Origin of the sequence: Erysipelatoclostridium sp. An173, assembly GCF_002160495.1 — a bacterium.
Taxonomy (GTDB): Bacteria; Bacillota_I; Bacilli_A; order Erysipelotrichales; family Coprobacillaceae; genus Thomasclavelia; species Thomasclavelia merdavium.
Map to the genome: position 1 here is coordinate 1 of NZ_NFKR01000004.1, position 22,222 is coordinate 22,222.

The 22,222-nt window shown below is 29.7% G+C and carries 26 protein-coding genes and 1 other annotated feature; of the genes, 21 read left to right on the forward strand and 5 right to left on the reverse strand.

What is annotated here, in order from left to right:
* Positions 1–131 precede the first annotated feature (131 nt).
* Positions 132–506: a RidA family protein gene (locus B5F09_RS02455; RefSeq protein WP_087371246.1), complete on the forward strand. Its 375-nt coding sequence runs from the start codon at positions 132–134 to the stop codon at positions 504–506.
* 31 nt (positions 507–537) lie between these two features.
* On the opposite strand, the gene B5F09_RS02460 is transcribed toward B5F09_RS02455, so the two are convergent.
* Positions 538–1,131 (reverse strand): LexA family transcriptional regulator, encoded by a 594-nt coding sequence (locus tag B5F09_RS02460; protein ID WP_087299063.1) that lies wholly within the window; start codon positions 1,129–1,131, stop codon positions 538–540.
* 136 nt (positions 1,132–1,267) lie between these two features.
* Between B5F09_RS02460 and B5F09_RS02465 the strand changes: the two genes are divergently transcribed.
* Complete coding sequence (locus B5F09_RS02465; RefSeq protein WP_087371249.1) at positions 1,268–2,524, forward strand: DNA repair protein; 1,257 nt, start codon at positions 1,268–1,270, stop codon at positions 2,522–2,524.
* Positions 2,514–2,828, forward strand: a complete 315-nt coding sequence (locus B5F09_RS02470) for a YolD-like family protein (RefSeq protein ID WP_087371252.1) — start codon at positions 2,514–2,516, stop codon at positions 2,826–2,828. Before B5F09_RS02465 ends, B5F09_RS02470 begins: the two co-directional genes overlap by 11 nt.
* A 37-nt stretch (positions 2,829–2,865) precedes the next feature.
* Here the strand turns inward: B5F09_RS02470 and B5F09_RS02475 are convergent, their stop codons facing one another.
* Positions 2,866–3,705 (reverse strand): undecaprenyl-diphosphate phosphatase, encoded by an 840-nt coding sequence (locus tag B5F09_RS02475; protein WP_087371255.1) that lies wholly within the window; start codon positions 3,703–3,705, stop codon positions 2,866–2,868.
* Between the two features lie 95 nt (positions 3,706–3,800).
* Here B5F09_RS02475 and B5F09_RS02480 point away from each other — a divergent pair, with 95 nt between their 5' ends.
* The 5 genes from B5F09_RS02480 (at position 3,801) to spx (ending at position 6,744) form a co-directional block, all read left to right on the forward strand.
* The gene (locus B5F09_RS02480) at positions 3,801–4,379 is read left to right on the forward strand and encodes a hypothetical protein (protein ID WP_087299055.1); all 579 of its coding nucleotides are present in this window, start codon (positions 3,801–3,803) and stop codon (positions 4,377–4,379) included.
* Between the two features lie 62 nt (positions 4,380–4,441).
* Positions 4,442–5,140: an ABC transporter ATP-binding protein gene (locus B5F09_RS02485; protein WP_087299053.1), complete on the forward strand. Its 699-nt coding sequence runs from the start codon at positions 4,442–4,444 to the stop codon at positions 5,138–5,140.
* Complete coding sequence (locus tag B5F09_RS02490; protein WP_087299051.1) at positions 5,134–5,838, forward strand: hypothetical protein; 705 nt, start codon at positions 5,134–5,136, stop codon at positions 5,836–5,838. The genes B5F09_RS02485 and B5F09_RS02490 overlap by 7 nt, the downstream gene beginning before the upstream one ends.
* Positions 5,839–5,846: 8 nt before the next feature.
* Positions 5,847–6,203 carry a GntR family transcriptional regulator gene (locus tag B5F09_RS02495; protein WP_087371258.1) on the forward strand — a complete coding sequence of 119 codons (357 nt, stop codon included), beginning with the start codon at positions 5,847–5,849 and terminating at the stop codon, positions 6,201–6,203.
* Positions 6,204–6,297: 94 nt separating this feature from the next.
* Positions 6,298–6,744 (forward strand): transcriptional regulator Spx, encoded by a 447-nt coding sequence (gene spx, locus B5F09_RS02500; RefSeq protein ID WP_087299047.1) that lies wholly within the window; start codon positions 6,298–6,300, stop codon positions 6,742–6,744.
* A gap of 19 nt (positions 6,745–6,763) precedes the next feature.
* Here spx and B5F09_RS02505 read toward each other — a convergent pair whose 3' ends face one another.
* Positions 6,764–7,336 carry a CYTH domain-containing protein gene (locus tag B5F09_RS02505; RefSeq protein ID WP_087371262.1) on the reverse strand — a complete coding sequence of 191 codons (573 nt, stop codon included), beginning with the start codon at positions 7,334–7,336 and terminating at the stop codon, positions 6,764–6,766.
* 53 nt (positions 7,337–7,389) lie between these two features.
* Here B5F09_RS02505 and B5F09_RS02510 point away from each other — a divergent pair, with 53 nt between their 5' ends.
* Positions 7,390–8,172: an NAD kinase gene (locus tag B5F09_RS02510; protein ID WP_087299043.1), complete on the forward strand. Its 783-nt coding sequence runs from the start codon at positions 7,390–7,392 to the stop codon at positions 8,170–8,172.
* Positions 8,169–8,984 carry an RluA family pseudouridine synthase gene (locus B5F09_RS02515; protein WP_087371264.1) on the forward strand — a complete coding sequence of 272 codons (816 nt, stop codon included), beginning with the start codon at positions 8,169–8,171 and terminating at the stop codon, positions 8,982–8,984. The genes B5F09_RS02510 and B5F09_RS02515 overlap by 4 nt, the downstream gene beginning before the upstream one ends.
* 27 nt (positions 8,985–9,011) lie before the next feature.
* Here the strand turns inward: B5F09_RS02515 and B5F09_RS02520 are convergent, their stop codons facing one another.
* The gene (locus B5F09_RS02520) at positions 9,012–10,208 is read right to left on the reverse strand and encodes an FtsW/RodA/SpoVE family cell cycle protein (protein WP_087371267.1); all 1,197 of its coding nucleotides are present in this window, start codon (positions 10,206–10,208) and stop codon (positions 9,012–9,014) included.
* An 86-nt stretch (positions 10,209–10,294) separates the two neighbouring features.
* On the opposite strand from B5F09_RS02520, the gene B5F09_RS02525 reads away from it, so the two are divergent.
* The 9 genes from B5F09_RS02525 (at position 10,295) to B5F09_RS02565 (ending at position 19,999) form a co-directional block, all read left to right on the forward strand.
* Positions 10,295–10,636 carry a PTS transporter subunit EIIB gene (locus B5F09_RS02525; RefSeq protein ID WP_087299037.1) on the forward strand — a complete coding sequence of 114 codons (342 nt, stop codon included), beginning with the start codon at positions 10,295–10,297 and terminating at the stop codon, positions 10,634–10,636.
* Between the two features lie 41 nt (positions 10,637–10,677).
* Positions 10,678–12,921, forward strand: coding sequence for a tetratricopeptide repeat protein (locus tag B5F09_RS02530; protein ID WP_087371270.1), 2,244 nt, complete (start codon positions 10,678–10,680; stop codon positions 12,919–12,921).
* 4 nt (positions 12,922–12,925) lie between these two features.
* Positions 12,926–14,158: an aminopeptidase gene (locus B5F09_RS02535; RefSeq protein ID WP_087299033.1), complete on the forward strand. Its 1,233-nt coding sequence runs from the start codon at positions 12,926–12,928 to the stop codon at positions 14,156–14,158.
* A 205-nt stretch (positions 14,159–14,363) separates the two neighbouring features.
* A complete protein-coding gene (locus tag B5F09_RS02540) occupies positions 14,364–15,950 on the forward strand; it encodes a peptide chain release factor 3 (RefSeq protein ID WP_087299031.1) in 1,587 nt (528 codons plus the stop codon).
* Between the two features lie 79 nt (positions 15,951–16,029).
* Positions 16,030–16,290, forward strand: coding sequence for a hypothetical protein (locus B5F09_RS02545; RefSeq protein WP_204215184.1), 261 nt, complete (start codon positions 16,030–16,032; stop codon positions 16,288–16,290).
* Between the two features lie 10 nt (positions 16,291–16,300).
* Positions 16,301–16,822, forward strand: a complete 522-nt coding sequence (locus tag B5F09_RS02550) for a GNAT family N-acetyltransferase (RefSeq protein ID WP_087371274.1) — start codon at positions 16,301–16,303, stop codon at positions 16,820–16,822.
* Positions 16,823–16,879: 57 nt separating this feature from the next.
* Complete coding sequence (locus B5F09_RS02555) at positions 16,880–18,829, forward strand: hypothetical protein (RefSeq protein WP_087371276.1); 1,950 nt, start codon at positions 16,880–16,882, stop codon at positions 18,827–18,829.
* A gap of 35 nt (positions 18,830–18,864) precedes the next feature.
* Positions 18,865–19,167 carry a YbjQ family protein gene (locus B5F09_RS02560; RefSeq protein WP_087299025.1) on the forward strand — a complete coding sequence of 101 codons (303 nt, stop codon included), beginning with the start codon at positions 18,865–18,867 and terminating at the stop codon, positions 19,165–19,167.
* Positions 19,160–19,999, forward strand: coding sequence for an RluA family pseudouridine synthase (locus B5F09_RS02565; protein ID WP_087371279.1), 840 nt, complete (start codon positions 19,160–19,162; stop codon positions 19,997–19,999). Before B5F09_RS02560 ends, B5F09_RS02565 begins: the two co-directional genes overlap by 8 nt.
* 183 nt (positions 20,000–20,182) lie before the next feature.
* On the opposite strand, the gene pfkB is transcribed toward B5F09_RS02565, so the two are convergent.
* The gene (pfkB, locus tag B5F09_RS02570) at positions 20,183–21,103 is read right to left on the reverse strand and encodes a 1-phosphofructokinase (RefSeq protein ID WP_087371282.1); all 921 of its coding nucleotides are present in this window, start codon (positions 21,101–21,103) and stop codon (positions 20,183–20,185) included.
* Positions 21,104–21,308: 205 nt separating this feature from the next.
* Positions 21,309–21,431: a sequence feature (ribosomal protein L20 leader region), on the forward strand.
* Between the two features lie 14 nt (positions 21,432–21,445).
* Between pfkB and infC the strand changes: the two genes are divergently transcribed.
* Positions 21,446–22,000, forward strand: a complete 555-nt coding sequence (gene infC / locus B5F09_RS02575; RefSeq protein WP_087299019.1) for a translation initiation factor IF-3 — start codon at positions 21,446–21,448, stop codon at positions 21,998–22,000.
* Positions 22,001–22,017: 17 nt separating this feature from the next.
* The gene (gene rpmI / locus B5F09_RS02580) at positions 22,018–22,212 is read left to right on the forward strand and encodes a 50S ribosomal protein L35 (protein WP_087299017.1); all 195 of its coding nucleotides are present in this window, start codon (positions 22,018–22,020) and stop codon (positions 22,210–22,212) included.
* Positions 22,213–22,222 lie beyond the last annotated feature (10 nt).

Here is a 22,222-nt window from a genome sequence, read left to right on the forward strand (position 1 = left end):
TATAGATTGATTTCATGGGGAAATTAATCAAAATATATAAAAACCAAGGTAGAATGAGGTTTTAAGTTAATTTATATATAAAATAAACTAACTATTTTTGACACTACCTGAAAAACAAGGAGGAATAGAAAATGAAAAATGTAGTAAAAACAAATAAAGCTCCAGGAGCAATTGGACCATATAGTCAAGGAATTAATGTTGGTGATTTATATTTCTTTTCAGGACAAATCCCATTAAATCCAGAAACTAATGAAATGCCAGAAGGAATCGAAGCACAAGCGCATCAGGCATTAAAGAATGTTAAAGGCTTATTAGAAAGTCAAGGATTGGATTTTTCTAATGTTATAAAAACAACAGTATTTTTAGATAACATGGAAGATTTTAATACGGTAAATGAAATTTATGCAACATATTTTGTAGAGCCATTTCCAGCAAGAAGTGCTGTTGAGGTAGGAAAATTACCAAAGGGTGCTTTAATTGAAGTTGAAGTAATTGCTTGTAAATAATAAAGATAGAATTTTGTAATTCTATCTTTTTTTAAAAATAATTTTTTACAAAAATGACTTTACCAATAACTTTAACCGGTAAATCATTAGCTTCTTTTAAAGTATAATGAACATCATTTATTGATGGATTACAGGCTATCAAAGTAATTCCAGTATCATCTTGATAATATTTTTTAATTGTTACTTGATCACCAATTTGAATAACAGCGATATCGTTATTTTTAACTGTATCTTGACTTTTTACATATATTAAACTACCATCAACAATTCCAGCATCTTTCATAGAATCACCAGTTACTTTTAAAAAATAGTCACCTAAATGATATTCTTCTAAAGTGATTCTTTCCTCACCGAGATAGTTATTATCCAAAAATAAATCATATCCGCCTTTAGCTATCCCTAAAATCGGTTTTTTTAAAGTGATTGCAGTTCCGTTCAATAGCGAACCAACATCAAATTCTAAAACCTCTGACATTTTATCAATTGTTTCTTGTTGTAATGATTTAACAGAGCCGTTTAACCAGCGGCCAACGGTAGTATGAGTTACGCCAAATTCTTTAGCGATTTGTTGATTTGTTAAATGATAACGAGATTTATACTCTTTAATAAATTGTTTTAACTCCATCGTTGTCACCTCAATTAAAATTATACCTGAAGATAAATGGAAAATAAAGGATTTCAATTCAATAAGTAGCACACAATTGCATAATTTATTTGAATATGCACATTTTGGATACTATAATGGCATTGAGGTGATTGGATTGAAACGGGTATATTTGTGCATTGATTTAAAAACTTTTTTTGCTTCTGTTGAATGTGTTGAACGAAATTTAGATCCCTTTAAAGTAAATTTAGCAGTTGCAGATAAAGAGCGTGGTAAAGGGGCTTTGTGTCTAGCAATATCACCAAAACTAAAAGCGCTGGGAATAAAAAATCGTTGTCGTTTATTTGAAATTCCATCTTATCTTGATCTAATAATTGCAAAACCACGGATGAAATTATATATGCAATATGCAGCTAATATTTATGAAATTTATTTAAAATATGTCTGCGATGATGATATTCATGTTTATTCTATTGATGAAGCATTTTTGGATATTAGCACTTATTTTAAATTATATCGTAAAACGCCATTACAAATGGCTAGAATGATTATTGATGATATTTTTGAAACTACTGGTATTACAGCAACCGCTGGCATTGGCAGTAATTTATATTTAAGTAAAGTAGCATTAGATATTAGTGCCAAACATAATCCTAGTAATATTGGTATTTTAAATGAACATCTTTATAAGCAGACTCTTTGGCATCATCAGCCAATCACTGATTTTTGGCATGTTGGTAGGGGAATCGCTAAACGATTAGCTAAATATCAAATTTTTGATATGGCAGGCGTTGCTTTTTGTGATGAAAAGATCTTATATCAAGAATTTGGAGTTAATGCCAAATATTTAATCGATCATGCCTGGGGTAAAGAACCAACAACGATTGCCCAAATAAAAAAATATCAGCCAGAAAATAATTCGATTTCACACTCGCAGGTTCTATTTGAAGATTATAGTTATGAAGATGCATTATTAGCGATGAAAGAAATGGTTGAGTTAAAAGTGCTTGATTTAGTAGAGCAGCATTTAGTAACTAGACATATTGCCTTATATGTTGGTTATAGTAATAAAAAAATTAAAGCAACTGGTGGTTCGTTAAAAATAGGGGTTTGTACTAATTCTTATCGAATTTTATTATCGGAGTTTATAACATTATATAAACGAACAACACATTTAAACTGTCCAATTAGAAGGTTAGGAATTAGTTTTGGAGGTGTAATTGATGAAAAATATGAAGCTTATGATTTATTTACTGATTATCAAGAAATTGAAAAGGAACGTAAGTTACAAGAAGCATTAATTAATATTAAAGGACGCTATGGGAAAAATGCTGTTTTTAAAGGGATGGATTTATTAGAAAAGGCGACTACTTTAAAGCGTAATAAATTAATTGGAGGTCATAATGGTGAATAATCTAGAAAAACGAGCGCGCTTATTTCTTTCTTTTGATTCATTAAAAGGGTTTAAAGATTATTTAAAGGCTAAACAAAAAATAACTGTTGATCCAGTTGAGCTAGCCCCTGATGCTTTAGATGAACTAAATTGGAAAATTAAACAGGTACAGCCGGGTATGATGATTACGGTTGTTTATTATAATCAAGGTGAATATGTTTTACGCACAGGTTTAGTTAGTAAAATTGATTTTGAATGTAAAAGATTAACAATAGTTAATCAAGAAATTAATTTTAATCAGATCATTAAAATTAGTGATTTATAAAAAAAATCCCACCAATAATTATATTGGTAGGATTTTTTTATAGGAATAAAACACATATGATTCCAACAAATAAACAATATACTGAAAAAATATGTAATTTTCTATTACTTAAAAATTTAAATAATAATTTTAAAGAGAAATATGTAACAACTCCACTAACAATAAATGCAATTAAATATGGTAACCAAAGTGTACTTAATGCAGTTGAACGAAAAAAGTCACCTAGTTTTAAAATAATTGCTCCAATACTTACAGGCATAAACATGAAAAAGGAAAAATCTCGAGCGGCTTTTTGTGTTAAACCACCTAACATACCACCAGTTAAAGTAGCACCACTACGGGAAATACCAGGAAGCAGGGCCAATAATTGAAAAAAGCCCAGTCTTAAAGCGTCAAAAAGATTTATCTTACGAGCAGTCCTTTTGCCATGATAGCCAAATTTATGAATTAAAAGCAGAAAGATTGCAGTGACTAAAAGACAACAGCCGACTAATTTTGGGGCAGAAAAAGCAGCCTCAATTTTATCATTAAGGAAAAAACCACCAATAGCAGCTGGGATTGTTGCAACAATTAGTAATACACAATATCTAAATTCGTTTTCATAATAGTTCCTTTTTCTTGAATCAAAAATATAGCTAAAAAACGCGATGAATAATCCGATTATTTGTTGACGATAATAATACATGATTGCAAGTAAAGAGCCAGTATTAACGATGACTTCAAAAGTAATATCGTTTATTGGCACCATTAATCCTAGTTTTTTAAAAATACTTTGAAAAATAACTAAGTGACCACTACTAGAAATAGGGATAGGTTCACTAAACCCTTGAATAGCTCCGAGGATACTATAAACAATGATATTTTTAATTAATTCCATCTTTTCACCTCGCGATTATTATAACTTAATTGAAAATAAAAAGATAGGAAAACATGATTTAACAAAATTAACATATATTTATATGGGAGGAAACTATGAAAGATATTATTGTAAATTGGGTTAAAGAAGATGAAGAACTTTTAGAACCATATGAATGGGATGAAGATGATGATTTAGAAATCATCTCGCGGCTAAAAGGTTATTTAGTTGATCAAGATACATTACATGATTTTATTTATGGTTGTATTAATTTATATGAAAAAAAATATTTTAATCGAATCTTTATAGTCGGTGATGGTAAATATAGTGTTGTTGTTGAAATTAATTCTAATGGTAAACTATCATATCGTTCTTTAACGATGATGAAACAGCGTAATTTAATTAATGACTATTTAAAAAAACAGCCACTTACTAAATTTAATTATCATATGTATGATGAAGGCTTGCTTAAAGAATATGGCTTAACGCGCAATGAACGTATCAAAAAACAGTATGTTGAACATATGATAGATAAAATATACGTGGAAGATTATGACCGGTTTTTAAAAATTTGCAGTCAATTAGAAATTAATGATGAAAAAAGTATTGGTAAATATTTACATTTAAAAAAGAAATTAGAGATAGGCTATTCATTTATCCATGAGTTACTTTATAACCAGTTAGTAAAGAAATAGTGTTGACAAGATTCATAATACGTGTTACTGTATTAGTGTATTAATACAGTAGGAGGTTAGTTATGAGTGAATTGTTGAAAATTGACAACGTTACCAAAAAATATGGGCGTTTTAAAGCATTGGACAATGTGACTTTAACATTACAGTCAGGTAAAATTGTTGGTTTATTAGGTCCTAATGGTTCAGGAAAAACAACGTTGATTAAAATCATTAATGGTCTATTAAAAGATTATCAAGGTAATATTTTAGTAGATGGTAATCCAATTGGGGTGGAATCTAGAAAAATTATTTCTTATTTGCCGGATGAAAATTATTTTCAAGATTGGATGTATATTAAAGATGTATTAAATATTTTTAGTGATTTATATCAGGATTTCCAAAAAGATAATTGTCTAGAATTGATGAAACGTTTTAATTTAGAACCAAATATGAAAATTAAATCTTTATCTAAAGGGATGAAAGAAAAGTTTCAATTATGTTTAGTAATGTCTAGAAAAGCTAAATTATATATTTTAGATGAACCGATTGCTGGAGTTGACCCAGCGGCACGTGAAGTGATTTTAGATGTTATTTTAAATAATTATGATGAAGATGCTTTGGTTTTGATTTCAACACATTTGATCAGTGATTTAGAAACAATTTTTGATGAAGTAGTATTTTTAAAGGAAGGAAAAGTTGTCTTACATCAAGAAACTGAACAACTACGTCATGAAAGAAAACAATCAATTGATGAAGCATTTCGGGAGGTATTTAGATGTTAAAGTTATTAAAGTATGAAATAATCGAATCATATCGCCAATATTTATTGACTTTTGTTGTTTTTTTGATGCTTTGTGCAATTACACCATTAGTTCCAGTATTTATCAGTAATATATTGTCAATTTTAGTTGCGATAGCTTTTACGGGAATATTTATTGCGATATTTTTAAATGTAATTATCAGTTTTAATCGTTCAATGTATAAACGACCTGGTTATTTAACTTTGACTTTACCGGTTAGAACGGAAAATTTAATTGGTGCTAAATTAATTGGTAGTTTGATTTGGGTTGTTATTAGTACATTGGTTTTATTGATTGGGATAATGATTTTAGTAATGGCTACTGGTGAAGTGTCATTATTAGAGGTTATAGAGCTTACTAGAAACAGTTTTACTTATATTGTTGATCATTTAGGTAATATTGTAATGGAATTTGTCAACGCGATGATTGCTATGGCAACAATAATTTTATCATTTTATTTAGTTATAACATTTACAAAGACAAAATTTGTCCCTAAATATAAAACAGTATCAGGGATTGCCCTTTATTTTATTGGATGGATCTTAATCGCCAATCTTCTTATGAAGTTACCAATAGCTAGTGATGATATGTTAGTGTCAATTGCCCTTTGTATAGTTTTATCGGTTATTTTCTACATTGCAACAGTCTATTTGATTAATCATCAAATTGAAGTAGAGTAGGTGAAACAATGAAGAATGAATTTGATCCTAATTTACCGATTTATCTGCAAGTAATGGAAGAAATTAAAAAAGATATTTTTGTTGGTAAATATCATTGTGGTGATAAAATTGCTTCAGTACGTGAGCTAGCTTTAGTATATAGTGTTAATCCTAATACCATTCAAAAAGCATTAAGCGAGCTAGAAAGAACGGGAATAATCTATAGTAAACGAGCTCAGGGTCGTTATGTAAGTGAAGATAGTAATTTAATTGATGATTTAAAAAAAGAAGTTAGTGATCAAAAAATCCGGACATTTTTAAATAAAATGATGGAAATTGGTTATGATAAAAGTATGATTATTAAAATGATTGAGGAACTTGATTAACTGATCAAGTTCCTTATTTTCGGTATTATTATTTAAAAAGGATAGAAAAAAAATTAAATTAATGTATAATAGTAAAGGTAAGGGAGATGATATTATGATTCGCATTTACACGGCACCTAGTTGTGCATCATGTCGAAAAGTAAAGGCATGGCTGAAAGAACATAATATTCCTTATGTGGAAAAGAATATTTTTTCAACCTTGCTTAGAGAAGTTGAATTAAGAGAATTGTTAGAGCGAAGTGAAAATGGAACAGACGATATCATTTCTAAAAGAAGTAAAATAATCAAAGAAAATGATATTGATTTAGATAGTATGTCAATCAATGAATTGATAAAATTCATTCAAGCTAATCCATCAGTTTTAAAACGACCAATTATGATTGATGAACGACGTTTTCAAGTTGGATATAATGCTGAAGAGATTAGAGTGTTTATTCCTCGAGAATTACGTAAATTGGCAGAATGTCCAAATAGCGAATCTTGTCCGCAATTTGTTAACAATCCAGATTCGATTAAAGAGGCTTATCGAAGTGAAAAATAGCAGTGAATGTATCGTGTCATCACTGCTTTTTATTTTGGATACTAGTTATTACACGGTTAATTTTACTCATACAGTTTCTAGAATAATCTAAGTGATATTGATTGATGAAATCTAAAAATGCTTGTTTACCTCTTTTATAATCAAGTACTTCATATTCTAATTCATAATCAATAATATTATTATAGACATTATAATCAACACAAATAAGACCATCTGGGGTGCTGATTTCATAACGAGTAGTTGTCAAACTATAATCGGTAATAAACATAGTGCTATTAAGATTTAAGGGTTTTAGTTTATCAAATACTTCATTAGTAACTAATTGATGATTAAGGATTTTTTCTTTTGTTTCTTTATCAATCATTAAATTTGTTTCTAAAGTGCCTTGTTTTTGAGGTTGTTTTAAAGTTAATTCAAATTGATCGTTTTTATCGCGAATTCTTAAAGAATATCTTAGTTTAGATAATCTAGGATGTGATAAATAATGGTTTGTTTGTTTATAACAGCAATCAATTTGATGATCATTAATAATCTGATCAAATATTTCTTTAGTAATTAAGATTTTAAATTCTATTTCTAAGTTTTCTTCCATAGTATCCTCCATTGGTATATAATATATTATAAACGCTAAGGTTGGTGAAAACAATGATACAATATGCATTAGTAACTAAACAAGATGAATTATCAAAAAAAATAGCTCAAGAAATTAAAGATGGGCTAAAAGAAATTGCAAACTATAATCAGGAAAAGCCTGATTTAGTAATTAGTGTTGGTGGTGATGGAACGATGCTAACATCAGTCCACCAGTATTTAAATCAAGATGTGGGGTATATCGGAGTTCATACTGGGACATTAGGCTTTTATACAGATTATTTAAAAGATGAAATAGATGAATTAATTATGGCAATTAAAAATAATCAGTATAAAATCAATCATCGTAATTTATTAGAAGTAAGTGTTTATCGTCATGGAAAAAAAGATACTTATTTAGCGTTAAATGAAATGCGAATTGATTATGGCTTTGTTACGCAGGTAATTAATGTTTATATTGATGATGAACTATTAGAAGTATTTAGGGGTAATGGTTTATGTGTTTCTACACCATCAGGATCAACTGCTTATAATAAATCTATTGGTGGGGCAGTTATTTATCCTGGAACTCCTTTAATGCAGCTAACAGAAGTAGCACCAATTCAACATAATGCTTACCGTAGTTTAGGAGCAAGTATGATTTTAGATGCCAATAGGGTTATTAAATTAGAAAGCAATCATTTTAAATGTGTTAGTATGGGAATTGATAATCTTCATTTTGATTTTAGTGATGTTGAAAAAATAGAAATTCGTATTGCAACAAAGACAGTTAATTTTATCGAATATCGATCAATGTCTTTTATTCAAAGAATTAGAAGGGCGTTTATTTGCGAATGAGATATGTAGCTTGTGAAAGTGGTATTTTATTAAGAGAATTTTTATTTAAACAAAATCTAAGTAAAAAGGCTATTAAGGCGATAAAAACTAAAGGGGATATTTTAGTCAATGGTAGTCATCAAAGTGTTCGTTATATTTTGAATAAAGGTGATATTATTGAATTGATATGGCCATTAGAAAATAATGAATTATCTTCATATGATATAAATTTAAAAATTTATTATGAAGATCCTTACTATTTGGTAGTTGATAAGCCTGCCGGTTTGCCAAGTATTCCGACTCGAAGATATCCAGATAAAACTCTAGCTAATGCCTTAAGTGCATATTATCGAAAAAACAATATAAATGCTGCTATTCATTTAGTTAATCGTTTAGATAAAGATACTCAAGGACTATTATTAGTGGCTAAAGACCGTTATAGTCATTATTTGCTTTCTAAAGATATTAAACAGATTAAACGAGTTTATCATTGCCTGGTTGATGGAAAATTAGAAGGATTTGGAACAATCGATAAAGCGATAGCTAAAGTAGAAAACAGTGTTAAACGGATTATTAGTGATACTGGTAAAAAAGCTGTCACTCACTATCAAGTAATTGAAAGTGGTAATCAACAAAGTAAAGTAAGATGTGTTTTAGAAACCGGCCGAACTCATCAAATTAGAGTTCATTTAGCTAGTTTACATCATCCACTTACTGGCGATAGTTTATATGGTTCGAATATAGATATTAAATATTATTTAGATAGTGTTGAATTATCGTTTATTCATCCTTATACTAATCAATTAATAGAGATAAAAAAAGAGGTGGTCTAATATGATTATCATATTAACCATCTCTTTTTAATAACGTTTTTTACCTTCAATTATTCTTGTCTGACGTTCCATATCTAAGAAAATTCCTATTGCGATCATATAAGATAATAATGAAGAACCACCATATGATAAAAACGGCAGGGTGATACCGGTTATTGGTAATAAGCCAAGAACCATACCAATATTCCAAACCTGCTGGAAGATTAAAAGACCAAGAATTCCAGCGGTCAAATATTTATCACGATTATTTTTAGCTCTAAAACCAATTCTGATAATTATTGCATCTAATGCACAAATAACTAAAATTGTAAAACCACCACCGATAAAACCGAAACTTAAAGAAATAACAGCAAAGATAAAATCGGTCTGGGCTTCTGGTAAAGAAATAACAGCATTCTCTAAGCCATATCCCCATAGACCAGCAGTACCATATGAAAGCATCGCATTAAATAATTGATAACCTTCTTCATTATAAGTACCTTCAGGATCGATCCAGCCATAAAAACGACTTAATTTATGACCGCCACCAATGATACTTGCAAAAACATCATGCTGGTAAACGAAAAGATAAACCATGATTATAATTATAACTAAAGCAATGATACCACCAATAATAAACCATCCCGCTCTTATTCCCGACATAAAGAGAATAAAAACAATTGATGAAAGCATGATCATAGCTACTCCAGAGTCATTTTGAAGATAAACTAGAATACAGGGTGGTAAAGAAATTGCTAAGATCTTACCAATTAAAATCAAATCGTTATGAAAGTCATGAACTAAATAACGATTATTGTGTTTATCAATAGTATCAGCCATAACCACAACCATAATAATTTTCATGAATTCTGATGGCTGTAAGTCAAAGCCTGGTAATGTGTACCATGATGTGGCCCCGTTGTTATTTTTGGCTAAGGGTATAATCGAAATACCAAAATGAGTAATTAAGAAATGTTCAACAGCTAATCCTACTAACAAGACCATTAAAATACCATATATAATCCACATAGAAGAATAGATCCGGTCATTTGATACTTTATAAACAATAGCTATTACAACAAAAGATATAGCATAAAATACTAACTGCCTAATCCAATATGTACTTGGATTCCCAACGGTAATTAAAGGAGTAGCACTTTTGATTCCTAAACAGCTAATAAAGCATAGTAATAAAATAACAATCAATAAAGGTTTACAGATTACGGATTTTTCTTTTTCTTCCACAAAATCCCTCCTTATAAAAAAGATAGTTTTTTTATTCATGGTATAGTATACTATAATTAAGCAATAATTAATAGGGGGTTATTTTAATGAATTATTTACCATATATTTTAATTGCAATTATAGTTATTGTTATTTTAGCTTATATTTTTATAAAATCAATGAAAAATAAAGGTCCAAAGCAAGTAACATCAGCTGATATTCCTGTTGATGTTAATAAAATTATTGAAGCAGTTGGTGGTAAGTCTAATATCAAAGAAACTACAGCTACTTCTTCTAAAGTTACTTTCTTTGTAAATGACGATAATTTAGTTGATAATGAAAAGCTTAAGGCTTTAGGAGCTTCGGGAATTGTTCAAACAACTAATAAGGTTACAGCGATATTAGGAAAGTATTCTAAGGAAATATCTCGGGTAATTAATGATCAATAAGCAGATAATTAATCTGCTTATTTTATTAAAGGAGCAAATTTATGGATATAAAAGATCGGATGATAAATTATGAACCGTTGTTTAATCAATGGTTGTTTGATGAACTATTAGAAATCCATGATCAAGAAGCATTAATTAAGGTAAAGCCGCAAGGAATAGAAACTGAAAAAGAAGCATATATCAAAGTAATTACGATTTACAATCAAAATGATAATTTAGAAGAATTAGAACAGCGCATGGCGCAGATTAAAACGGGATTGGGACTTGATAATATTAACCAGACTGAATTTCTTGATTATGAACAATATTTAATTGAAAACAATCAAGGAATGATAATTGGAATGGATTTATGTTTGTTATTAGAAAATGATGATTATCAAATAACTGATATAGATAAATTAAATGGGCATTTATTATATGAAGAGGGATTGAAATTATTTGATCGCCGTCAATATCAACAAGCTTTAAAGTATTTTCAAAAAGGTGAAGAACTAGAAAACAGTGATTGTATTTGTATAATAGGATATCTATATGAACGTGGTTTAGCATTAAAACAGGATTATTTTCAAGCGCGCAAATATTATCAGCGTTCTAGTAATTTAGGAAATGTTGTTGCTAGCTGTAATTTAGCTTATTTATATGAACATGGATTAGGTGGTATCAAGGATTATCAAAAAGCTTTTGAATTGTATCGATACGGAGCAAAAGCTGGTTTTGCAAGAGCTATTTGTAATTTAGGATATTGTTATGAATATGGTCATGGAACTCAAGCGGATATGGATAAAGCAGTTGAATGTTATATTGAAGCAGCACAACTAGGGTATAGTGAAGCACTGTTTTGTCTAGGAACCTGTTTAGAGTTTGGTGAAGGAATGGAGCAGGATTACTATCGTGCCTTTAAATGTTATGAAGAAGCAGCCAATCAGGGTCATGAACGTTCAGCCCATCGTTTAGGATACTGTTATGAAACTGGTCAGGGAACGACTCAAGATTATGTTAAGGCGTTTTATTGGTATCAACATGCTTGTCAAGCTAATTATGCCCCAGCCTTTGTTTCTTTAGCTTATTGTTATGAAAATGGTTTAGGAACTGAAGTTGATTTAAAACAGGCAAGAAACAATTATTTAAAGGCGGCAAGATTAGGTTATGTACGCGGCCAATTCTGGTTAGGGTATTTTTATGAAGGGCATCCTGAAATCAAAAATGCCAGCTATCGAAGTACTTATTGGTATCGTCAGGCTTGTAAACAAGGTGATGTTCAGGCAATGGTAGCTTTAGGATATTGCTATGAAAGTGGTACTGGAGTAAAACAGAATCACAATAAAGCTGTTGCTTTGTATCAAGAAGCAGCTGATTTACAGTATGCGCCGGCACAATGCAATTTAGCGTATTGTTATGAAGCTGGAATTGGAGTTGAGGTTGATTTAAAGCAGGCTATTAAATATTATCGTTTGGCTGCAAAAATAAATTATCCTCGTGCTTTGTTTAATTTAGCTTATTTGTACGACCATGGTGAAGGGGTAGAAAAAGATCATCAAAAAGCTTTTGAGTTGTATTTACAAACGGCTAATGATGATTATGCGCCAGGATTGTTTCAAGTAGGGTTAGCTTATGAAATTGGTCGAGGAGTAGAAGAAAATATTGATAAAGCCATGGATTATTATCAAAGAGCAGCTAAGTTAAATCATACTGGGGCATTATATGCTTTAGGATTGATTTATGAAGAAAACTCTGATTACCATGACGATCATCGAGCGATTGAATATTATCAAAAAGGGGCTAAGTTAAATGATGCTCGTTCAATGTATCGACTAGCCTTATATTTAGATGAAGGTGAGTTTATCGAACGTGATTATCAACAGGCTTATAGCTATTTACAAAAAGCTGCTAAAAGTAACTATGGACCAGCCCAAAATATGTTAGGTGTTTATTTAGAAGATGGGCTGGGTTGTAAAAAAGATGCTAATTTAGCGTTTAATATGTATTTATCAGCAGCTAATAGTGATTATTATGCACCGGCAATATTTAATTTAGGACGTTGTTATTTTTATGGGATTGCTACAACTGTTGATAAACAAACTGCTTTTGAAATGTTTTTTAAAGCGGCTAACCTGGATTATCCAGAAGCTAATTTTATGTTAGGATATATGTATAGCTATGGTGATGGGATAGCTAAAGATATGGTTAAAGCTAAAGAATATTTGAAAAAAGCTGCTAACTCAGGGCTTAAAGAAGCTAGTGAAGAACTAGAAAAAATATATCAAAAAACTAAAGGAGATGAATGATAAGATGTCATTTAATGAAAATTTATTAAAATATGCTAGGTTGATTGTTAAAGCTGGTGTTAATGTTCAAAAAGGTCAAATCGTAGTAATCGATGCTCCTGTTGAAAATGCTAAGCTTGCAAGAATGATTGCAAAAGAAGCTTATCTTGCTGGGGCAAGTGAAGTGGTAGTTAAATATAATGATGAAGTGGTATCAAAGTATAAATATGAATATGAAGATATCGATAATTTTGGTAAAGTACCAGAATGGTTTGTACATTTTAGAAATGATTATGCTAAAAAGAATGCTGCAATTATAAGTATTCAAAGCAATGATCCTGAAGGTTTAAAAGGAATTGATCCTAAAAAGATCTCATTGTGGTCTCGTTCTGTGGCAATGGCTTGTAAGCCATTTTACGATGGGATGGATTTAGGAATAAATCCTTGGTGTATTGCAGCAGCAAGTTCAATAAAATGGGCTAATAAAGTCTATCCAGATATGTCAGATAAAGAAGCGGTAGAAGCTTTATGGCAGGCTATTTTTAAAGCTTGTAAAGTTACATGTGATGATCCAATTGATGCGTGGCAACAACATCGTTATAGTTTTGAAAAACGCGTTAATTATTTAAATGATTTAAATTTAAAAACATTGACATATACTAATTCACTTGGAACTAACTTAACAGTTACTTTAAATGATGATTATTTATTTGCCGGTGGTGGAAGTTATAATAATGATGGAGTTTATTATTTTGCTAATATTCCAACTGAAGAAATATTTACTAGTCCATATCGAAATGGTACTAATGGGGTAGTATATAGTTCGATGCCGCTTAATTATAATGGTAATTTAATTGATAAATTTAAAATAGAGTTTAAAGATGGAAAAATTGTCGATTTTGATTGTGAAGTTGGAAAAGATGTATTAAATGAAATCATAAATATTGATGAAGGTAGTCATTATTTAGGAGAAATTGCTTTAGTTCCTTATGATTCAGCAATATCTAATATGAAAACACTTTTCTATAATACTTTATATGATGAAAATGCTGCTTGTCATTTAGCAATTGGAAAAGGTTTTGGTGAATGTATAAAAGATGGTTTGAAATTAAGCAAAGAGCAGTTACTTGAAAAAGGAATAAATGATTCTTTAACACATGTTGATTTTATGATTGGTACCAGTGATTTAAATATTACAGGAACTACTAAAGATGGTAAAGAGGTCTTAATTTTTAAAGACGGTAATTTTGCATTTTAAATATAATTAAATAACTACTTTGACCATCACTTCAAAAAGAAGTGGTGGTTTTTAATATTATGATTTGTAAACGGGGTAAAATCCGGTTGACAAATCTAGTTTTAATCGATATTATTTATTTTTGCAAGGAGATATAAAGATGTGATATTAAAAGACTATAAATAAGATAGATTGAGTTTGATAAATAATACAAGGAGAATATTGAATGAGTGATATAAAAACAGAAGTTGAAAAAAGAAGAACATTTGCCATCATCTCGCATCCAGATGCTGGTAAAACAACATTAACAGAAAAGTTTTTGTTATATGGTGGTGCTATCCAACAGGCTGGTAGCGTTAAAGGGAAGAAAAATAGTAAACATGCTACAAGTGACTGGATGGAAATTGAAAAACAAAGAGGAATTTCGGTTACTTCTTCCGTTTTACAATTTAATTATAATGGTTTTTGCATTAATATTCTTGATACTCCAGGCCATCAAGATTTTTCCGAAGATACTTATCGAACATTAATGGCTGCTGATTGTGCAGTAATGGTTATTGATGCAAGTAAAGGGGTCGAAGATCAAACTCGTAAATTATTTAAAGTTTGTACAATGCGACACATCCCAATTTTTACATTTATAAACAAAATGGATCGTGAGGCTTTAGATCCATATCAATTAATGGAAGAAATCGAACAGGAATTAGGAATCGACACTTGTCCAGTTAACTGGCCAATTGGTTGTGGTAAAGAATTTAAAGGGGTTTATGAACGTCATGCTAAAGAAGTAATTCGTTTTATCCCAGTTGATGGTGGACGTAAAGAAGTTGATACTAAAGTAATGCATTATGATGATCCAGAATTAATTAATGAACTTGATGAAGAGTTATATAATAAATTACAAGAAGATGTTGAATTATTAGATATGGCTGGTAATGAATTTGATTTAGAAAAGGTTCGTAAAGGGCAATTATCACCAGTTTGCTTTGGTTCAGCTTTAACTAATTTTGGAATTGAACCATTTTTAAAACATTTCTTGGAAATGACAACTTCACCATTACCTAGAAGTACTGGAGAAAAAATGATTGATCCATTTAGTGAGGATTTTAGTGCTTTTGTTTTTAAGATCCAGGCTAATATGAATAAAGCACATCGTGATAGAATGGCCTTTTTTAGAATCTGTTCTGGTAAATTTACTAAGGGAATGGAAGTTTATCATTATCAAGGTAAAAGAAAAATTAAGTTAAATCAATCTAAACAATTAATGGCTGATGAACGTCAGGAAGTTGAAGAGGCATATGCTGGAGATATTATCGGTGTTTTTGATCCTGGTATTTTCTCAATTGGTGATACAATTACTACTGGTAAAGAAAAATTTGCTTTTGAAGGAATACCAACTTTTGCACCTGAGCATTTTTCTTTGATTCGTAATAAAGATACAATGAAAAGAAAACAGTTTGTTAAAGGTGTAGAACAGATTGCTAAAGAAGGGGCAATTCAGATTTTTACCGAACTTGGCGGTGGAATGGAAGAAATAATTGTTGGTGTTGTTGGGGTACTTCAATTTGAAGTATTAGAACATCGTTTAAAAACTGAATATAATGTTGAAATCATTAAAGAACCATTACCTTATCAATATATCCGCTGGGTAAAAACAGATAAAGATTTAAAATCATTGAATTTATCTAGCGATACTAAAAAAGTACAGGATTTAAAGGGACAGCATTTATTATTATTTACTAATGATTGGTCTGTACGCTGGGCTACTGAAAAGAATCCTGACTTAGAATTATTAGAATTTAGTAAGAATTAAACCCTTGATTTTCAAGGGTTTAATTTATGTTAATAAGTAAATTATTGGGCGAAACAATTAATAACATGCTATAATTACGATGAAAGGGGTGATAACTATTGCAAATATAGGAAAACGTCGCTTGTGTCGTTGTATTAAAACAATGAATATTGTCATCGGTAAGCAACAGCGCGATTTATTTACTAAAGGTGAAGTTTATGATTGTGTTATCCGTGATAGTGGTCACCTGCAAATCAATTATAAAATTTATGGTAAAGAGTTTGATTTATCATGTACTAAAGAAGAGTTTGAAGAAAGTTTCGTACTAATAAATAAAAAAACTGGAGTAAGAAAAAAATAGGAGTAGTACAATGAAATATGAATTATTGAAGTTAGAGGAATTTGATCGATTTTATCAAATATTATCAAATAATTTCCCTACTAAAGAAATTAAAGAGTATAATTATATGAAAGATACATTCCATGCTGGGCTTTATCAGGTACTAACATTAAAAGATAATGATCAAATTGTTGGAATTATGTCATTTTATCAACATGATGATTTTAGATTTATTGATTATTTTGCAATAGATGGTTCTTTAAAGGGAAAAGGTATGGGTAGCAAGATGTTGCAATATTTTATTAATTTAGATGATAAAATGGTTATTTTAGAAGTTGAACATCCTGAAGATGAACAAAGTAAACGGAGAATTGCTTTTTATCAACGCAATGGTTTATATTTAAATAATCAGTTTGAATATTTTGTACCGCCAGTAAGAAATTTAAAACATCGTTTGTATTTTCATTTAATGTCTTCTAAACGAAAAATAAATAATATAGAGTTTGAAAAATATTATCCTCAAATCTTAAAAATGGTTTATGGAATAGAATAATTTGGCAAATCTATGTGGATATGCTAAAATTAAGTGAAAATCAGAAAGGAGATTATAATGGCTAGTAATTTCTATATCGATAATATTAACGATAGTGACAAGTTAAATGAAATTACTCTTTTGTTAAACGGGATGGAAGAAGTATCCCGTATCAAAGTAGGGAAAACGGGTATTTCATTTTATTGTGAAGAACCAGAAAATGTCCAGCAGCTATTAAAAAATGCCGGGGAGGATTTGGTCTTAAAAGAAGAAGTTAATTCTAGAAAAAGAGAATTCGTTCCTACAGAAAAAAAAGTAGAACATATTTTTATGTTTACTAATTTAGAAAGCGAAGAAGATGCTAAACAAATTAAAGAAGTAATTTCACGTTATTCGGCTTATGAAAACGTAAGTCTTGATTTTGCAAATAAGTTATTAAAAGTAACTACAAGTGATAAAAAAGTACTTGTAAGATTAAATCGTTTGGTTGATAAAGTTAATCCCGCAATTGATGTTGAACTTTGGAAAAAACCTTTTAGATCACAAGATTTATTTCAAGAAAAATATTTAAAAGCAATGATTAGAATTGCTATTTTAGTAGTTGCTTTATCATTAGGGATTGTAACAAGAGAGGATCCTAATATCATAACTAGACTAGGATGGTTAGTAACCTGGTTAGTCGTAAGTGAAAAAACACTAATACAAGCATATAAAGATATAAAAGTTAAACAATTTATTAGTGAAAATATTACTATTACTGTAGCATGTTTATTTGGAATTATTTATGGTGCTTATGTAGAAACGATTTTTGTGGCAATTGTTTATCAATTAGGAGAACGTTTATTATTAAAATTATTAGGATATTCAATTGATAAAGTTGATGATGCTATTAACCCAGTCACTTTAGGAAGACGAGAAATTGGTGAAAACGATTATGAGATGGTTTCGCTAGAAGATGTTGATATTGGTGATATTTTAGTAGTTTTACCTGGAGAAACAATTCCTTTAGGAGGAGTAATTGAATCGGGAACAAGTGAGCTTGATGTTTTTGCTATCAACGGAAGTGAAGTTTTAGAGGAAGTTAAACCTGGAGTTGAAGTTCAAAGTGGTAGTGTTAATGTTAAAGACACTTTGAGAATTAAAATATTGTATACATATGAACGTAGTGCGATGAATAAGATCTTAGAAATCGCGATGATGGCACCAGCTGGAACTTCAAAAACGCATCGAATTGTAGAATTGGTTAGTAAGGTTGATTCAATATTATTTGTTGTTATTGGTATCTTGTGTGCAGTATTTATACCGTTATTAGATTGGGAAAATAATTTTAGATTTATGTATGCTGGGATTATCTTTTTAACAATTTCAGGAACATTTGCTTATAAACAAGCTTCTTCATTTGCGGTTCTAACTGGGGTTGCTAAAGCATTTTCTGAAAACATTATTATAAAAGAAAATAGTGGTTTGGATGCTTTGAATTCTTGTCGAACTATTATTTATGATCGTTTTGATGGTGTTGAGGTTAGTGAAGAAGAAATGGATTTATTTGCTAAGCTTTCAAAATTAAATCGAGATTTAATTATTTTTAATGATGGTCCCGTTGATCTTGAAGATGATCAATATCGAATTTACAATAATTTATCTGTTGAAGAAAAATTAGAGATAATGGATAAGGCAAGTATTGCTGGTCCAGTTGCTTATATTGGTGATAACTCAAAAGATATTGCTTTATTGCAAAAATCATATGTTGGAATTAGTCGTGGTGGAATTAAAGATAAAAAAGTTATTGATAATAGTGATATTATGTTAATGAATTCGGATTTAAATACTGTTATTGAAACATTTATGATTTCTAGAAAACAAAAAGCGATTACTTTAGAAAATATCTTCTTTGGTTTATTTGTTGAATTAGTATTAATGGTTGTGGCAATGGTTAATGTTTTACCATGGTGGTTAGCATTAGTTGTAAATCTATTAATTTCTGTACTATTATTATTTAACACTCATAGAATTTTTAATATGAAATAAATATCTAGCCATTATTAGTATGGAGGTAATATAAAATGGATATGATTGAAATGAGTACAATGGATTATATTCCTGGTTATAAAATAACTAAGAATTTAGGTATTGTTTTTGGTAGTAAGATTCTAAATCAGGCTTTAGAAAGCGATGATAATATTGATATTGAACAATTATTAGATGCAAAACGTCAAGATGCAATGGCTTTAACAGTAGAACAAGCTATGCGTCGTCATGCTAGTGCGATTATTAATGTTCGTTTTACAACTACTAATTTAGGGCATAATATGATTGAATGCCAGGTTTCAGGAATGGCAGTAAAGGCTGAAAAGATTGATGAATAACTTAATGGTAAAAAAAGAAAGTATTTTATTTGATTTTTTATTAAATTATTATAATAAAAAGAAAGTAAAGACGTTATTAAAATATAAACAGGTTCAAGTAAATAAGCAGATAATAACGCAGTTTGATTATTTATTAAAACCTGGTGATGTAGTAACGGTAACAAAAAATAATCAAGATTTAAAATTTGAAATAATTTATGAAGATAATCAATTGATCGTTATCAATAAACCAGCTGGGTTATTGAGTATGTCTGGTGGTTTTGAAAAAGAAAAAACAGCCTATCATATAGTTAGTGATTATTTAAAAAGTAAGAACAAAAAAGCTCGTGTTTTTATCGTACATCGTTTAGATCGCGAAACTTCTGGGGTTTTGATGTTTGCTAAAAATGAAACAATAAAAAATAAACTGCAAAACAATTGGAATAAACTTGTTTATAAACGCGGTTATTTAGCTATTGTTGAAGGACATTTACAAAAAAAGCAAGGTACTATTAAAAATTATTTGCAAGAAAGCAAAACACAACATGTTTATATTGCTAAACAAGGGAAATTAGCGATAACTAATTATCAAGTATTAAAAGAAACTAAAAACAATAGCTTAGTAGAAGTTTATCTAGATACGGGGCGTAAAAATCAAATTAGAGTTCATATGCAATCGCTTGGTCATAGTATTGTTGGTGATAAAAAATATGGAGCCACTACTAATCCGCTAAAAAGAATGGGATTGCATGCACACGTTTTTGCTTTTAGACATCCAGATACTAATCAAAAGATGGAATTTAAAGCACCTATTCCTGATGAATTTAACCAATTATTTAGCTCTGTCAAGTAGACAGGGCTTTTATCATAATTTATTAAATGTTTCATATAATAAATATGGTGATATAATGTTTGCATGGCTAGTGATAATTATTCTTTTCTTCTATGAAGGAATTGAATATATAAATTCTCTTGATAAGTCAAAAGGTCATAATCAAAAGTGATTATGACCAATTATTATATTTAGCTATTTAAATTATATTATTTTTTCTACCGTTAATTGTTTTTCAACTTCTTTAATTAAATCTAACTGTGCTAGATCTTCACTAAAAGCAGTTGCACCACCACAAGCACTGCCTAATTTTAAGGCTTCTTTATAATCATGATTTTTTAAATATCCAGCAACAAAACCGGCAACCATACTATCACCACTACCAACACTATTGATTAATTTTCCTTTAGCACTAGGACAATAATAAACTTCTTTATTTTCATCAACTAATAAAGCTCCGTCTTTTCCAAGAGAAACAAGAACATTGATAGCCCCTTGTTCTTGTAGTTTTTTAGCATATTTAATAATATCTTCACGACTATTAATTGTAACCTGATACAATTCTTCTAATTCACGCTGGTTAGGTTTAATTAAAAAAGGATGGTATGGCAATACTTTTTTCAATAAATCATTAGTTGCATCAACAACAATAGCAACATCTTTATTCTTTAATAGTTTCATTATTTGTTCATAGGTATCATTAGGCATGGAACTAGGAATACTACCAGCAAGAATCAAAATATCACCATTTTCTAATTTTTCTAATTTTTTAAATAGTTCAGTAATTTTATCTTTAGGAATATCAGGACCACTGCCATTAATTTCGGTTTCTACTTGACTTTTTAATTTGACGTTAATTCTTGACATCCCATTATCAAGTGTACATAAATCACAGTTAAAACCCCGTTTTAATAGTTGTTTTTGAATTTCTTGACCTGTAAAACCAGCAATGAAACCTAAGGCGGTTGTTGGTAAATTTAAACGCCATAATATTGTTGAAACATTAAACCCTTTTCCACCAGGATAGATTTCTTCTTTAAAAGAACGATTAGTCTCGCCATCTTCAAAGTTGTTTACATACATTAAATAATCTAGAGATGGGTTAAATGTAATTGTATAAATCATTTTTTATTACCTCCATATTTTAAATTAACATTGTAATAATTATATCACTAATATTACTAAAATAGATTAAAAAGCGTTTAGTAGTTTATGATGATTTAAATTTATTGCATAAAATAAAAATACTTAAATATAATATTGTAAATAGTTTAAAAAAATATTGACTTTGATACAATAAGATGGTAATATACAACAGTAAATGAAAAGTAGTGGAAAGAAGAAGTGCCTGCTTCTCGCCCGATTGATTAAGTCGATGGGCAAATGTCACTAAGATATAGTTATCTTAATGTCAGTGTGTGGGTACTTAGTGTGCTCACTTTTTATTTAAACTACAAACTGCACAAGATGGAGGTGGCTTTTATTAGCAGATTTGATAACAGAAAACCAAAACAACCAGATGAGTTAGTAAATGAAAAAATCCGTTTTAAAGAAGTATTGGTAATTGATCAAAATGGTGAACGTTTAGGAGTTAAAAGTCGTAATCAAGCAATCGATTTAGCTTATAACGAAGGTCTTGATTTAGTGTGTGTTGCTCCAAATGCAAAACCACCAGTATGTAGAGTTATGGATTTTGGAAAATATCGTTTTGAACAGCAAAAGAAAGCTAAAGAAATGAAACGTAATTCTAAAGTTGTTGCTTTAAAAGAAACTCAATTGTCAGTGACAATTGATGTACATGATAAAAATGTTAAATTAAAAAGAACATTGAAATGGTTAGAAGAAGGAAATAAAGTTAAAATTGCAATTAGATTTAGAGGACGTCAATTGGCTCATACGGAACTTGGTAAAAAAGTTATTGATGACTTTGTAGCTGAATGCGAGGAAGTAGGGCAAATTGAAAAGCCTGCAAAGCTTGAGGGTAGAACCTTAACTGCAATAATTGCACCAAAGAAAAAATAATTCAGGAGGAATATATTATGCCAAAAATGAAATCACACAGTGGTCTTAAAAAACGTTTAAAAAGAACAGGTAGCGGTAAATTGAAACGTAGTCATGCTTACACTTCACATTTATCACACAATAAAACTCATAAACAAAAGAAACATTTGGCTAAATCAGGATTAGTTAGTGCTTCAGATTATAAGAGAATTAAATCAAGATTACCAAAATAATTGATGTAGG